The 15,431-nt window shown below is 35.9% G+C and carries 12 protein-coding genes; 7 read left to right on the forward strand and 5 right to left on the reverse strand.

What is annotated here, in order from left to right; translation table 11 throughout:
• Positions 1-166: 166 nt before the first annotated feature.
• The 3 genes from RTX21_RS07275 to RTX21_RS07285 form a co-directional block, all read right to left on the reverse strand.
• Positions 167-958 (reverse strand): T9SS type A sorting domain-containing protein, encoded by a 792-nt coding sequence (locus RTX21_RS07275; protein WP_312766462.1) that lies wholly within the window; start codon positions 956-958, stop codon positions 167-169.
• Positions 959-1,263: 305 nt separating this feature from the next.
• Entirely contained in the window at positions 1,264-2,040 is a 777-nt protein-coding gene (locus RTX21_RS07280) for a T9SS type A sorting domain-containing protein (RefSeq protein ID WP_312766463.1), read from the reverse strand.
• Between the two features lie 192 nt (positions 2,041-2,232).
• On the reverse strand, positions 2,233-3,024 hold the full coding sequence (locus RTX21_RS07285; protein WP_312766465.1) for a T9SS type A sorting domain-containing protein: 792 nt from the start codon (positions 3,022-3,024) through the stop codon (positions 2,233-2,235).
• 206 nt (positions 3,025-3,230) lie between these two features.
• On the opposite strand from RTX21_RS07285, the gene RTX21_RS07290 reads away from it, so the two are divergent.
• Positions 3,231-6,425 carry a hypothetical protein gene (locus tag RTX21_RS07290; protein WP_312767011.1) on the forward strand — a complete coding sequence of 1,065 codons (3,195 nt, stop codon included), beginning with the start codon at positions 3,231-3,233 and terminating at the stop codon, positions 6,423-6,425.
• 94 nt (positions 6,426-6,519) lie between these two features.
• On the opposite strand, the gene RTX21_RS07295 is transcribed toward RTX21_RS07290, so the two are convergent.
• A complete protein-coding gene (locus RTX21_RS07295) occupies positions 6,520-7,350 on the reverse strand; it encodes a sulfurtransferase (protein ID WP_312766467.1) in 831 nt (276 codons plus the stop codon).
• Positions 7,351-7,437: 87 nt separating this feature from the next.
• Between RTX21_RS07295 and RTX21_RS07300 the strand changes: the two genes are divergently transcribed.
• Together RTX21_RS07300 and RTX21_RS07305 are read left to right on the forward strand one after the other, a co-directional pair.
• Positions 7,438-8,403: an NAD-dependent epimerase/dehydratase family protein gene (locus RTX21_RS07300; protein WP_312766469.1), complete on the forward strand. Its 966-nt coding sequence runs from the start codon at positions 7,438-7,440 to the stop codon at positions 8,401-8,403.
• 86 nt (positions 8,404-8,489) lie between these two features.
• Positions 8,490-9,215 carry a polysaccharide deacetylase gene (locus tag RTX21_RS07305; protein ID WP_312766471.1) on the forward strand — a complete coding sequence of 242 codons (726 nt, stop codon included), beginning with the start codon at positions 8,490-8,492 and terminating at the stop codon, positions 9,213-9,215.
• A gap of 90 nt (positions 9,216-9,305) precedes the next feature.
• Here RTX21_RS07305 and RTX21_RS07310 read toward each other — a convergent pair whose 3' ends face one another.
• On the reverse strand, positions 9,306-11,303 hold the full coding sequence (locus tag RTX21_RS07310) for a GEVED domain-containing protein (RefSeq protein WP_312766473.1): 1,998 nt from the start codon (positions 11,301-11,303) through the stop codon (positions 9,306-9,308).
• Between the two features lie 250 nt (positions 11,304-11,553).
• On the opposite strand from RTX21_RS07310, the gene RTX21_RS07315 reads away from it, so the two are divergent.
• The 4 genes from RTX21_RS07315 (at position 11,554) to RTX21_RS07330 (ending at position 15,372) form a co-directional block, all read left to right on the forward strand.
• Complete coding sequence (locus tag RTX21_RS07315; protein WP_312766474.1) at positions 11,554-13,122, forward strand: helix-turn-helix domain-containing protein; 1,569 nt, start codon at positions 11,554-11,556, stop codon at positions 13,120-13,122.
• Entirely contained in the window at positions 13,119-14,240 is a 1,122-nt protein-coding gene (locus RTX21_RS07320) for a tetratricopeptide repeat protein (RefSeq protein WP_312766476.1), read from the forward strand. The genes RTX21_RS07315 and RTX21_RS07320 overlap by 4 nt, the downstream gene beginning before the upstream one ends.
• 3 nt (positions 14,241-14,243) lie before the next feature.
• Positions 14,244-14,699, forward strand: coding sequence for a DUF1569 domain-containing protein (locus RTX21_RS07325; protein WP_312766477.1), 456 nt, complete (start codon positions 14,244-14,246; stop codon positions 14,697-14,699).
• 226 nt (positions 14,700-14,925) lie between these two features.
• Entirely contained in the window at positions 14,926-15,372 is a 447-nt protein-coding gene (locus RTX21_RS07330) for a hypothetical protein (RefSeq protein WP_312766479.1), read from the forward strand.
• Positions 15,373-15,431: the final 59 nt, after the last annotated feature.

The following is a 15,431-nucleotide window of genomic DNA, read 5'->3' on the forward strand; positions in this document are numbered from 1 at the left end:
AATACCTGCTTTGTCATTTCGAAGGAAACCTAACGAAGTGGTTCGACGAAGTCAATCTAAACCATAGGAATCCTTTCAAGATCACAATATTATGCGTCCTACACAATGACAAACAAAAAAAGGCTTCCAAAATTTGGAAGCCTTCTATTTTTAGAAAAAACTGTAATTAGTTTTTAACAACTTTTCTGCTGATTTTGTTAGCACCATTGTCAACAGTTACGATGTAAGCCCCTTTCAATAAAGATTGAGTGTTTACAGAACCACCGTTCTCAACTCTGTTAGAAGAAATCAGTTTTCCTTCTACAGAATAGATATTTACAGTTGATTTAACTGGTAATTTGAAAGTGATCTGATCTTTCACAACAGTGTTGAACTGAACTTGCTTATCAAAGTCTTTAATATCTGCAACAGCTAAAACTCCTTTTACCAAAGTAACATCATCATAATAGATAGATCCTCCACCTGCTCCAGTTCCATAAGTTCTGAAATCGAATCTTAAAACTGCAGTTGTTGCAGGTGTTGTAGAGGTTGCTGTTACAAAAACCCATGCTGGATTGTCCGCACTATATGTAGAAGGTTGAAAAGTTGTATTGTTCCAAGTAATATTTGCTGCACTTCCTGCGGTTCTAGCTTGCACCCAATGTCTTCCTCTTGCATTTGCATCGTTATCTAATACCCAGTACCCAAGGCTATACTGTGTATTAGCCTCAGCAGGAATATCAATATTTGTACTTCCATTTCCTGTAGCAGGTGCAATGTGTTTCAATGAACTTGATCCAGTGTGTGCTGTAGTTGATTGTTCCACACCTGTTGCACTTACAAAACTCCATCCTGTCGGTTTAGCAGGAGTAGTGTCCGTTGCTGGGTCCCAAGATTCAAAACCTGGATTGGTTACTAATTCTTGAGCTGATACTAAAGATACAGCTGCAATACTTAAAATTGTAAAGATTTTTTTCATTTTATTAAAGTTTAAAAATTGTTTTATTTTCTTAAATCATAAAGGGATGCTAAGTTAACAAAAAAATGTATTCCGCAAAATTTTATTTATTTTTTAACATTTATGCAATAATAGATTTAGATTTAATCAATTTAAGGCAATTAATAGTCCCTGATCATTAGCATATTTTTATATATCGAAAACCTCCCTTTTTATTGCCACAAAGATAAACATATAAATAAGACCTTATGTTAAGTCTGTTTTAAATCATAAAAAAGCCGATGTAAAAACACCGGCATATATCATCTCAAAAAAATAATAATCAATTACTTCTTTATCACTTTTTGAGATACAACCTGCCCGTTTACAAGACCTGTTACCACATAAGCCCCTTTCGGCAAAGCAGAAACATCTAATCTGGAGTTTTCAGAAACTTCAGCCGTTTTTACAACCTGACCAGCAGTGTTATAAACAGATACTTTTGCAGAAGCACCAAAGATCAACTCATTGGATACGATTGTATTCTTCACCAAGTTAACTTTTCCTTTTGCAGCATCTACCACGACCATCGTAGGCGCATTGAATTTAACATCATCAATATAAAGTCTGGAAGTGGCTGATGGTGCAGTCGTATAGGTTAACTCGAATTTGAATCTAAGAGCACCTGTCGCAGCAGCTGGAACATTATAGGTATAAGATGTACTGGTAGTTGTTAATGTAAAAGTTTGTGGACCAAGCCAAGTTGTTCCGTTTGTAGAGTATGATACGATGACGTTGATTCCCGCAGTATTGGAAGCATTAAATGTCACAGAACCAACACCACTTGTTGCAAAATTGGTCATGGTATAACCTTTACTTGCAGACGAAGTGGTATACCATCTCATTTGCATAGACTGGTTTCCTGTTAAGGCAGAAGTCGTAGATGGTGTTCCAAAAAATGTACTCCATTGTTTCCCACTAGGCCCACTTACCAGTAAAGTTGTGTTGTTGTAAACCGTACTAGATGTAAATCCTTCGCTAGATTCGAATCCTGTAGAATAAATTTGTGCCGTTGCTGTTGTAGCTAAAGCCACCACTGCAAATAAAGAATAGATCTTTTTCATAATTGTTTTATTAAAGATTTTGTTTGCGACAAAGCTATCATAACTCGTTATATTTCAGATTTATAAATGATTAATTGTAAATTAAAAAAAAGCAACAGATAATTGATTTTCAATTCATCTGGCTTAATGTTCACTTAACAAAAAACGCTACCAAAATTGGTAGCGTTTTTTGTTAATTAAGGATAATTAAAATTATTTCTTGATGATCTTCTGAGAAACAGTTTGTCCGTTTACAAGACCAGTAACTACATAAGTTCCTTTTACCAAAGCAGAAACATCCAATTTGGAGTTTTCAGAAACTTCAGCCGTTTTTACAACTTGACCTGCAATGTTATATACTGATACTTTTGCAGAAGCTCCAAAGATCAATTCGTTGGATACGATTGTGTTTTTCACCAAGTTCGCTTTTCCTTTTGTAGCATCTACTACTGCCATGGTAGGGTTTTCATACACGATCACAATTGATGTAATATACCCTGCACTAGCTCCTCTTTTGATAGCAAAGAATTTGTAATCAGTTCCTGACAGATCCGTAGTTGTCCATCCAGTAGTAGAAGCAGCGCCTATTTGTGTTCCCCCGGTCACATCATAATTAGCTGCTGTAGTATTTACTAAACGATCTGCTCCACCATAAAGAGAAGATTCTCTGGCTGTACCTACAGAATTAATAGTTACGCTAAGTATTTTCCCTGGCAAAGCCGTAGTGTTATAGATAACACCATTATTTCCTTGAGTTTGGATATTTGTACCTGCGGCAGTACCTGTAGTTGGATTGTTAATAGCATTGGCTGTGATTGCTTTTCCACCAAAATTAATAGTGTTGGTAGTCCAAGTTCTTTCAGCTCCGCTATTATAATTACTTGTTCCCAGAACAGCTGTACCCCCGATGCTTGCAACATCAATAGTTACAGTAGCTGTTTGTGCAACAAGATTGCCACTTACAGTTAAAGCAACCGCTGCTAATAAAGAATAAAATTTTGTCATAATATAAAGTTTAAAATGTTTCTTTCTTGTCCCTTATGGGATGGCAAATATAAAATTTTAATATCAACTATAATTTTAAAGCTTCCTTTTCCGTTTTAAATAATTGTTAATTCGGTTCAAAACCTATTATTACTACATTTACACTTTACAAGAAAAGGGTGTCTAAGATATACAAATTTCTTCTATTAATCTGTACTTTTTCTGCAATGGCCTCGGTTAATGCACAGATTTTCAGTTGGAAAAACCCAAATATCCCGCAGGATTCCCTTAAAAAAGATAGCGTGATGATCTCTAAGATCAATCAGGATTTTTTCACCAAAGACACCCTTGACTTCATCAAAAAACAAAATCGCGTGATCTATGATGAAGAAGTTTTGGTAAAAAATGACAGAAAAAGGATCCTCGGAGAGCTCAATTCCAAAGGTTCTATTATCAGAGGTATCACTTTTGGTAATAATCAAGGTTCATCTGTGCAAAGTTCCATGGATATGCAGATCTCCGGAAAGCTCAGTGAAGATGTATCTATTTTGGCTTCAATTTCGGATCATAATCTTCCTGTTCAGGCTGACGGTTATACACAGACTTTACAGGAATTTGATAAAATCTATCTTCAGCTCAATATCAAAAATCACAGCATCATTAGAGCGGGACATCTCGACCTCAATGACGAGACTACTTATTTCGGACGCTATCAAAGACGGAGCATGGGATTGCAGTTTTTGACCAATTGGGAGAAAAATGGTAATAAAACTTCCGTAGATGTTTCCGGGGGTGTTGCCCGAAGTGAATTTTTCCGGATGCGTTTTCAAGGAGTTGAGGGCAATCAAGGACCTTATCGATTGACAGGAAAAAACGGGGAACTGTTCATCACTATTATTTCCGGTTCGGAACAGGTTTACATTGATGGAATACTGATGAAGCGTGGAGAAAATCAGGATTATACAATCAATTATAACACGGGTGAAATCACATTCACAAGTTTCCGTCCAATTTATAAACAGAACTTCATCAATGTATCTTATAATTATACCAACCGAAATTACACAAGATTTCTGATCACCGGAAATATTAAACATCAAAGAGAGAAACTGAAAGCCGGATTCAGTTGGTTCATGGAAAACGACAATAAAAACGCACCATTGTCTCTTAATTTAAGTGATGAAGACAAACAAACACTCGTCAATGCTGGTAACAATTCTGACGCCATGTTTTCACCATCCGGAGTAGAGACGGAATATGATGTGAATAAGATCCTTTACAAAAAAATATTCTCGGGGGATTCTTTCTATTACGAATTTTCAACCGACCAGAGTCAGGTCCTTTATCAAGTTTCGTTTACCTATTTCGGAAGTGGAAAAGGCGATTACCAATTACAGCAATCTACAAATAATGGTCGGGTTTTCCAATATATGGGAACTGGTTTAGGAGATTATATGGCGGTTAGAAAATTGCCCGCACCGGAAAAATCACAAGTCTATTCTGCCAATGTTGAATATGCACTTAATGAAGGTGTCATCGGGACAGATGTTTCAATGAGCAATTATGACCTCAATCTTTTTTCGTCAAAGGACAACAAACAGAACATTGGTTATGCGGCAAGAATCTATGCCAATAAAACGTTTAGAAAAAATACATGGACCGGAACTCCAATGGTGGAATATCAGGTTATCCAAAAGAATTTTCATATTCTAGACAGGATCAACAATGTTGATTTTTGGAGAGACTTTAACCTAACTAATGAGTTCAGTCAAATCACTCAGAACAGATTCATTTTTTCTTTTCTGAATGACTTTAACAAAACTTCAAAAATCAATTATAAACTGAATTATCTTGAGGAAACTGATACTTATAAAGGAATCAAAAATGATGTCGATGCCATTTGGAAAATCGGAAAATTCAACAATCTTGCAGCAGTTTCTTATCTGGACACCAAATCTACAGATCTTAATACCACTTTCATCCGAGGTGCTGTTTCCACCGAATTAGCAGGTAAAAAAGGAAGCTGGATGTTGGGCGGTTCTATGGAACATAACGAGAAAAAATACAACGCAACCCAGACTTTGGATCTGACAAGTTTTAGCTGGAAAGAGGTTTTCATTCAGAAAAAAATCGCTGATTCTGCCAGAACCAAATTATTGACAAAGATTTATTTGAGAAGTAATGATTCGGTGCAGGATAATCGTCTTCAGAAGATGAACAATATTTTGGGATTGATGACAGAAAGTCAAATCATAAAAACAGAGAAAACCCAATTATCGACTTTGGTTCATTATAGAAAGTTCTTTTACGAGAGTCAGACTTTAACTAATAATCAAAATCAGGATTTTGTAGTTGGAAATATTCTGTACAATCAGCAATTGTTTAAAAATGGAATGCATCTTCAGTTATTCTATGAGTTAGGAAATGGCCAGGAAGCACAACGTGAATTCCAATACATCAAAGTGACAGACGGACAAGGTGTTTACAAATGGACGGATTATAATAATGACGGTGTGCAGCAACTAGATGAGTTCGAAGTTGCAGAATATGCGGATCTGGCGCAATACATCAGAGTTTATACTAATAGCGTGAATTATCTCGCATCAAACAAAAATAAACTGCAAGTTGCTTTGTTTGTAAATCCGGCTGTTATAATTAGCTCAAAAAATGAATTCCTCAAAAGATGGAATTTCAATTTGTCATTGCTTTCACAGAACTCCTATACAAAAGGCAGCAAGGTTTTGGTCTGGAATCCTTTCGAAAAACAAAGTGATCAATTGCTGAGAACTCAAAATATTTTAGCTTCGGCTTTAGTTAATTCTAATGAAAAGTCTGGCTGGAACGGAAGTTATCGATATACGGACAATGATAATCTCGTGAATGCGAATTTCAGCAATGAGGCACATGGACAAAGATCTCATTTTCTCAATGTCGGTTATTCTTTCTCAAAAACTTTCCGCGCAGATTGGGAAAATACATTACAAAATGTGACCAACAGCTCACAGGTTTACAATACCAGAAACTATCTTCTTCAAAATTGGGAAACCAAGCCAAAAGCAACTTATAAATTGACAGAAACTTTACAAACAGAATTGTTCGGAGCTTTGCGTCAGAAAAAAAGAACTGACGGAGAAGAACTTTTGAAAACCTACGAAATCTCGGGAACTCTACAATGGGAAAAATCCAAAACATCCATCAGAGCCAACTTTTCCTTTATTAACAATGATTTTACAGGAAGCAGTTTCAGCATCGTCGGAAATCAAATGCTAGAAGGTCTTAAAGCCGGAAAAAATCAAGTCTGGACTTTATACATCCAACAAGCGATCAATTCATTTGTTCAACTGAATGTGAATTATGAAGGTCGAAATTCCGGTGACAGAACAATCCATATCGGAAGTATGCAGATCCGTGCAAGCTTTTGAGTCGGAAAGCTTAAGTTCGAGGGTTTTGGTGCCTGAGAGTTTTATAGCCATTATTCCACAGACTCTAAAAACTCTTCCCTTAAACTCTCGAACTCTACAACTCATTCCTGCTCCACTCGCTCCAGCTTCCTACATACAGATTAGGAATATCAAAACCTGCGTAATCCAAAGCCAAAAGAGAATGACAAGCCGTCACACCACTTCCGCAATGGAATGTGATTTTGCTTTTGTCATATTGATTAAATAATCCGGAATAGAGATTTCTGAGCGTTTCAGAAGATTTGAACAAACCATTTCCGTCCAGATTATCAGAAAAAGGAAAATTCTTAGCATTCGGAATATGTCCTGCAATCAAATCAATCGGTTCTGTTATACCATCATAACGTTGCGATTCTCGCACATCTATAATCACAGAATTAGGGTCTTGAGTTGCTTTTTTCACATCATCAATCCAAATTTGTGGCAATTGCCAATCTGTGGAATCGGAAACATATATTGTTTCCGGATAAGAATTATCATCTGAACTCAAAGGATAATTTTGATTTTCGGCAAATTGCAAACCGCCATTCAGAACCTGAACATTGTTATGACCAACCGCCTTCAACATCCACCAAAATCTTGCAGCTGCATTAGCTCCGTTCTTATCATCATAGATAATAACGTGAGAATCTTTTTCAATTCCTAACTTTCCAAGTATTTTGACAAAATTATCAAACTTTGGAAGCGGATGGCGACCTCCGTTTTTTGGATCATCAATTTCTGCCAGGTCAGAATTCAAATCTACAAAAATGGCATTCTTGAGATGCTTTTTCTGATATTCTGCTTTTGCATCTGAGCCTGTTCTGACATCAAAGATCTTGAGATTCGGATTTCCGGATAATGTAAGAAGTTCAGCAACTTCGATTATCGGCGATCGATTTTTCATATTATGATATTTTTAAAAAATTTATTGGAATTCTTTTTGATTCTCAATCCCAAATTTAATTAGATTTGCGAATCAAGAAAAGTAAAAATGAAGAATACTACAGAAAAAATCTTAATCACAGGCGCGCTTGGGCAAATCGGAACGGAGCTAACCGCCAAATTATCAGAAATATATGGTAAGGAAAACGTAATTGCTTCCGGACTGGATAAGTGGAAAGAAGGCATTACAGAAGCAGGATATTACGAAAGACTTGATGTAACTAATTTTCAAGCTGTTACAGAAGTTATCAAAGAACATAACATCACCACAGTCTATCATTTGGCATCACTCCTTTCTGGAACTTCTGAGAAGCAGCCTCTTTTCGCCTGGAAACTTAACCTCGACCCGTTGATTCATCTTTGCGAATTAGCCAAAGAAGGGATTATCAAAAAAATATTTTGGCCAAGTTCTATTGCCGTTTTCGGAAAAGGAATTCCTAAAGAAAATGTAGGACAGGAAGTTGTTCTTAATCCGACAACCGTTTATGGTATTTCCAAAATGGCGGGTGAAAAATGGTGCGAATATTACTTCGAAAAATATGGTGTTGATATCAGAAGTATCCGCTATCCCGGTCTGATCTCATGGAAAGCTCCAGCTGGAGGAGGGACTACAGATTATGCTGTAGAGATATTTTATGAGGCTGTAGAAAATGGAAAATACACAAGTTTCATAAGTGAAAATACAGCCATGCCAATGTTATATATGGATGATGCAATTGATGCTACGATCAAGCTGATGACAGCACCAAAAGAACAAGTGAAAATTCGTTATTCTTACAATCTTGGAGGCATGAGTTTTACTCCAAAAGAACTGGCTACCGAAATACAAAAAACGATGCCGGATTTCGAGATAAAGTATGAGCCGGATTTCCGACAGGAAATTGCAGATTCTTGGCCTGCAAGTATAGATGATTCTGCTGCGAAACAGGATTGGGGATTGGATTACAAATTTGATATTTCATCGATGTCGATAGATATGATAAATAATCTTAAGAAAAAACTTAATAAAGAGTAAAATTTAAACTATCAGTTTGATTTTTAATTATTAAAAAATTAATCCCAACCATAATTTAAGTGATATTATTAACTTTCAACATAGCAATGTCAGAAAACCAGAGTTTGAAAACTAAAAACATTTCAAAACCTGAATTGATAACTTCTATTGAAGATAAAGTTAACTCTACTCTGCTCTTATTGGAACTTCACGAATTTCAAGCGACATTTTTTGTTGACATTTCTCTAGTAGAGGAATTAAAAAAATCAATAAAAAGCATCTCATTTGCTGGTCACGAAATTGCATTTTACAACAACAATTCTGACCTGCAAACGATAGAAAAAGTGAAGCAAAATTTGGAAGATTTTTTACAAAAACCAATCAGAGGTTTGAGACAAAAATACCATCAGATCTCTTATTCAGAAATTAAGAAATTGGACTTCAATTACATCTCCAATATCGAGGAATCGAGAATCAATTTCCTATGGCGAAAGTTGACCGCAAAAACAGAGATCCATATCGAAAATGATCTGACCATTGTTCCGGAGAGTCAGTCGCCTTATTCTCAACTTCCGTTCAATGATTATATCCTTCAAGTGACTCCGATGAAGTATTATGAAAGTATGCTTTTGGAGAGTTTGAAGAACAATGAGTACGTAATGATCTATGCAAACATTTGGCAATTGTATGAAGCCGAAAATCTACCAATTGAGATTCCTTTTTACAAAAGAATCAACATCGGCAGAAAATTCGAAGACCGTCTCGAGCAGCTATTTCAGTTCATCGATGAGAATGAGATAGCTGTTTCAAGAATGAAGGATTATTTGTTCTAGCAGATTATGATATCCATAAAGCATTATAAATATAATATAAATAAAACCCGCACCAAATGATGCGGGTTTTGTCATATTGATGAAGAAGATTTATTTCTTGATCACTTTGAACGTTGTCGTTTTACCTTCCTTGGTTGTCGCTTTCACAACGTAAGTTCCTGTAGTCAATGTTGATAGATCCAACTGGACTTTTGACTCATCAAGACTTGCGAAGTTTTTCACTAATTTTCCTTCGATGCTGTAAACCGAAACGTTGGTCACATTTTTATCGCTTACAAGATTCAGGATATCTTTTACCGGGTTTGGATAATAGCTGATCGATTTTGAATTGATGTCATTCACACCCAGCGATTCTTTCACATCCAATGTATAATCTTCTGTCTGACCGTATTGATAAATCGAATTGTCACAAGGTGTAGTCATTGATGCATCCCAATTCAGCAACACCCTCATTCTTACTTTGCCTACAGTTGCAGTAGCTGGAACTGTGATGTTGCCTGTAATCTGAGCACCATCCATTCCGTCAGAAGTCATTGCCCCCACTTCGTAGATTTCTCCTGCGTCGGTGAAGATCCCGTTTTGGTTCCAGTCTATAAAAACTGTTGCGTAGTCGTAACCAGTATTGGTATTAGCTTCTATAGCAATCGGATACTGATTTCCTTGGTAAACTTCTCCAACTTTGTCCAGATAATACTCGTTAGCCTGGCTAGAATAAGGGTCTGATGTATTGTCGATTCCTGCAAACTGAACTTTGGTGATCGCATCCACCCCATATTGTGGCGATGTAGAACAATAAACATCATTGACTGTTACTTGGAAAGAACATACGTAAACAATCTTTCCATCAGCATCTACCAAATTATGAACAACATTGGTAATACCAATTGGGAATTGAGAGCCAGATTCGTAACCGGAAACCAAAACGGTTTGCAGGCCTGTAGAGGAGGATGAACCACAAGTAACAGGCAATGTATAATTCACAATGGCTGAGGTCTGAGATGCATTTGCTATTGTTGTTTCTATATTTTCTGGACAAGTGATGGAACAGTCGTTGCCGCTTAATAAAAGATTATTTAAGTTGATTGCCCAACCCGCTGCGAAAAATGGCGGAATAGAATTATCAAATCCAGCGATGTAATTTCCGTTTGCAGAAATCCCCATTGCAGTTCCCAATTTTCCGTCGAAAGTTGAAACAGTAACATTCTGGCTTGTCAAAATATCTTTTAGGAAAACAGGGTTAGAACTCAAAGAAGGGTGATAGATAATCACTTCTCTGTTACCTGCCTGTCCAGCATATCCAACAGCAATGCCGTTTTCTGAGATGGATGTAAATGTTGCAGAATCATAACCTGCAGGCACATTGAACGCTTTGTAAACACCAGAATTGATATCATAGATGAAAGGCTTATAATCCTTACTTCCCACTATTTGTCCTGCATCATTGATATCAGAAGCTTCTCCATAGCCTAAATCTCCGATATAATGCACAACACCATCGGGCGTAAAATAAGCTGGAATCCAATAGGTGCTGCCGTTGATAGAGTATTTGTTTACAAAACCGGAAACAATCCCGGAACTGTTGATGCCTTCTCCTCTACTGTATTCAAAAGAGCCATCGCCGTCCAGTTTTTTAATCGTTCCCGCTTCTGTATCATAGATATAAGCATAACTATTTTCAACACTTGTGGATATTTGCCCTGTTACATATTTGCTATTTCCAGAAATTGCATTAGCGCTGCTAAACCAGCTATTACTTGGAACATCTCCAGGAAAATAACCAATTGCTGTCCAGGTTCCGTTTTTTCTGTAAGCAGCCTGTCCCAAATCCTCACCTTCAGAACTTGTATAAGCCATCAATCCGGCAACATCACCAGCATTATTGATTCTGTTTGTAGCTTCTCCGCCTTCTGTGGGTGTTGTAGTGCCGGTAGCAAAATCGAAATATGCTCCGGAGTGGATTCCCATTCCATTGTCATTGATGTCATAAAGACGTGACCCCATTCCGTCCAGAACTTTCAGTTCTATTTGCTGGGCATTAAATCCAGACATTGTAATTACGCCTAGTAAAAGCAAGTAAACTTTTTTCATAATAATAAATATTGATAGTAATTTTTCTTCAGTAGTTATTGACTCCTTGTTTCAAAACTTGTTTACAATGTTATGTATTATTACCATCAATTCCTAAAGTTTACCTTTTTGAATTCGTGAATTTTTAAAGTATTAATTCTAAAAACAGCTGATTTTCAAATATTTAACAAAACAACAATAACAATGTATTTTTCACTAAAGAATTATTAAAAATCATACAATTCACAAATAAAAAAACTATTTTTGTAGTATGTTCAGGGTATTTTTTTTGTGGTTGATGGTTGTTTCCGGCGTCGTTTTGACTTCGGCACAAAGCAACCCAGAAACATTAAAACTTCTTGACAAAGCTTATCAAAGTCTTTACGAAAATCCTGATAATGCTTTCCAGATTCTTCAGAATATTGATGTCAATAAAGAGCCAGAACTCATCAAACAACGTGTTCAAATCATCCTGTCGAGAGCTTATAATTTCAAAGGTGATTATGCAAAATCCATCGACCAGTCCATCGATAACCTTAATAAAAATAGAAATGAAAACAACTCGTTCTATTCGGATTTTGCGTTGGCTCAACAATATCAATCCCTTAGACTTTACCAACAGTCCATCAGAATCTCGCAGAATCTTGTTGACAAAGCTTCTAAAATCAAATCCCAGCATTACCCGGAAAATCTGTCTGCTTATATTTATCAACTGAATGCCTCTAACCTAATGGTTCAGAAAAAATGGAAAGAAGCGGAAGAAAATCTGAATCAAAGTAATTCTCAGTTGAAAAGCACAGATGAAGATTTTATCATCTCGATAGAAAATCAGATTTACCAAACTTTTATTTATATTTCTCAAAATCAAATTGATAAAGCTGAAAAATTTGTTAATGAAATTCAGAAAAAGCTGGAGAAAACGCCTCAATATGTATTTCTAAGAGCTTTCAATCTTGATAATTTTGGTAGAATTAATTTCCTGAAAAAAGATTACGTCAAATCAACCGAAAACCTGAATCAAGCTTTAGAATTAATTCAAAACAAACCTTACGATGCTTTGAGATACAGAATTTATGATGATTTGTCCAAAAATTATCTGGCGCTGAAAAACGAAAATTTGTATCAGAAATATTACTCTATATATAAGGAGCAAACCGATAAATTAGACAAAAATAAAAAAGATGCTATCCGAAATCTGGTAAAGCTGAATGAACAGTACGAAGCCAAACGAATAGAAAACGCTGACAGCAATTTTGTTAACAACATTCTGATGATTTCGATTGTTTGTTTCATTGGAATTTTGATGATTATTATTATCAGTATTTCTGAAAAGAGGAAAGCAAAATCCATTCAGAAGCAAATCGATTTTTACTCAAAACAGCAGGATTTCATTAAGAAAATTGATGAAAACAAAACGGTTATCGAACCAAAATCTGAAAAAGTAGAGTCTGATATTTCTAAAAAAACACCGCTCATTTCCAAAGAAAAAGAAATGGATATTCTGGCACGTTTGGAAGAATTTGAAAAGTTAGAAAAGTTTCTGAACCGCGATATGTCACTGGCAATGCTCGCCGGACAACTGGACACTAATACGAAATATCTATCTGATGTCATCAACCGATACAAAGAAAAAAATTATAATAATTACATCAACGAACTAAGAATCAATTACATAGCTTATCTTTTGAAAACCGATTCTGCTTATCTTAATTATAAAGTAAGTTATTTGGCCGAGAAAGCAGGTTTCTCTTCTCACAGCGCATTCACAACAGTTTTCAAATCCGTAACCGGCATTTCGCCAAACAGTTATATCCAGCAATTGACTCAGAATAAAAAATGAAACGCTCCATTTTCATATTAATTATTTTCTCGTTTACCGGAATTTTCAAATCCCAGTACAATGAGCAATTGTACAAAAAAGCACTTTCGGACATTTATCAAAATCCTGATAACTCTCAGAAAATAGCTCAGGAAATGCTGAAAAATGAGAAAAATCCGGACAATCTCATCAAACTTTACAAACTGATATCACATTCTTACATCTCAAAAAGGGATTTTGACAAATCTCTGGATTGGGTTCTGAAGATGAAAGAACTGAGTAAAAATGTGACCAACCCAGAACAAAAAGTAAAAATCCTAAATGCAACATCCATACAATATCAGCAGATGGGACTCAATAGCAAGACGTTGGAAATTCTGGACGAATCTTATCAAATTTGCAGTCAACTTCCAGATGGGAAATTCAAAACTTATTATCTTGGTCTCAATTCTGCCTTAAGAGGTTTGGTTTATAAATCTCAGGACAACAATGAGTTGGCATTGGAAAAACTACTCATTGGTCTAGAGTATGTAAAAAAAGTTGGAAATTATGATAATGCCATCGCCAACTCTAGCGTTTTCCTTTACAATATTGGTTATTGTTATTTCTATTTGAAAAGATACAATGAGGCAGAAAAATATTTCAAACAATCCGCTGAGGTTGCCAAGTCTGTTCACGCAGAGAGTTTGGAAGCTTTTGCATATAAAGGTCTATCGGAGAATTTTACAGTTTTAGGCAAACATCAGGAAGCGATAGAGCTTTTGAAAAAATCGGTCAATCTGTCCAAAAAAGTCGGCGATTTGGTCTTGAGTGAAGGGATTTACAAAGGTTTTTCGGACAATTATCTCGCTCTTCAAGATTGGAACAATTATGAAGTGTACAACAAACTGTACATCGAGACCAAATTTGCCAGAGAACAAAGCGAGCTCGCTTCTCTCAACAAAAGCATCGATGTCCTGAATCAGGAAAACAACAAAAAAATCGAGGAACAAAAGAACAGGTTGAGAATCATAAGCGCCATTATTATCGTAATTTCTTCAATCCTATTTATTTGGTTTCTTCTTAAATTTATCAAGCACAAAAAGCGCAACCAATTATTATTAGAAAAGCTCAATCAAATTAATAAAATCACGACCTAAACTATGAAGAATATATTCGACCAAGCTGACACAAGCCATTTCATCAAGAGAATCAACGCACTCACGGAAGACTCTTTCCCAAAATGGGGCGTGATGTCCGTGGACAAAATGTTGGCTCACTGCAACGTAACTTACGAACTCATCTACGAAACTGAAAAGCATAAAAAGCCAAGTGTTATTACCAAATGGATTCTAAAACAATTTGTAAAAAAAATGGTCGTGAGCGAAACACCTTATAAACACAACTCTCCAACTTCGGCAATGTTTGTGATTACAGATAACAAAATATTCGAAGAAGAGAGAAAAAGAATTATCGGTTTCATCCAGAAAACCCAGCAATTGGGCGCAGATGCTTTTGAAGGCAAAGAAAGTTTCAACTTCGGGAAACTTACAGCTACAGAATGGAACAATATGATGTCCAAACATCTTGACCATCATTTGACACAATTTGGAGTTTAATTAATTTCTCTCGCTGATTGAGCAAATTTTGCTGATTCATTTCTATCTGCTTAATCAAAACAATCTGCGAGAAACTAAATATTTTTTATTTGGGCAGCTATTTCCGCCCTCCGTTCCCGCTATTTTTTGCCAGAAGTTTTCAGTTATTAAGAACTTGAGTAGTCCGCAAAAAATGAGCTCCACTCAGGTCGGGCTGCGAGTGATTCAATGTTTTAAAATTATGGTTATGAAAAAAATAATTTTTCTTTTAGTTTTTATTTTCGGATTTACAATTTTCAATGCGCAGGATGTTGAAAAAGAAATCAAAAACAACAGCGAATTTTTCACAGGAAAAATTGATAATTCAGCCAATCTGAAAGTTCTTTTCGAAACTGTTTCTACAGAAAATCAGGAAAAAGACACTTACAAAGTTTTTGGTTTCTCGGATGTAGAAGGAACAAAAGCCTACTTTGAAGGAACTATAACTTTTGACGCAGAAAAAACTAAAAACTCCAAAGACCAATCCAAAATTTACGATTTGAAACTATCGGAAAAAGGAAACGGAAAACACAACGGAATTTTCTCCGGAGAATTAACACTCAAAGAATCATCAGACAAAAACCAATTGAAATTCGAAGGAACGTGGACCAACTACGGAAACACATTGACATTCCCTTTCTATTTCAATAATTAAAAATTAAAAAAAACTTCGACAAGCTCAGCTAATTAACAAACGTTGTCAGGCTGAGGCTC

The organism is Epilithonimonas sp., assembly GCF_032054305.1.
GTDB lineage: Bacteria > Bacteroidota > Bacteroidia > Flavobacteriales > Weeksellaceae > Epilithonimonas.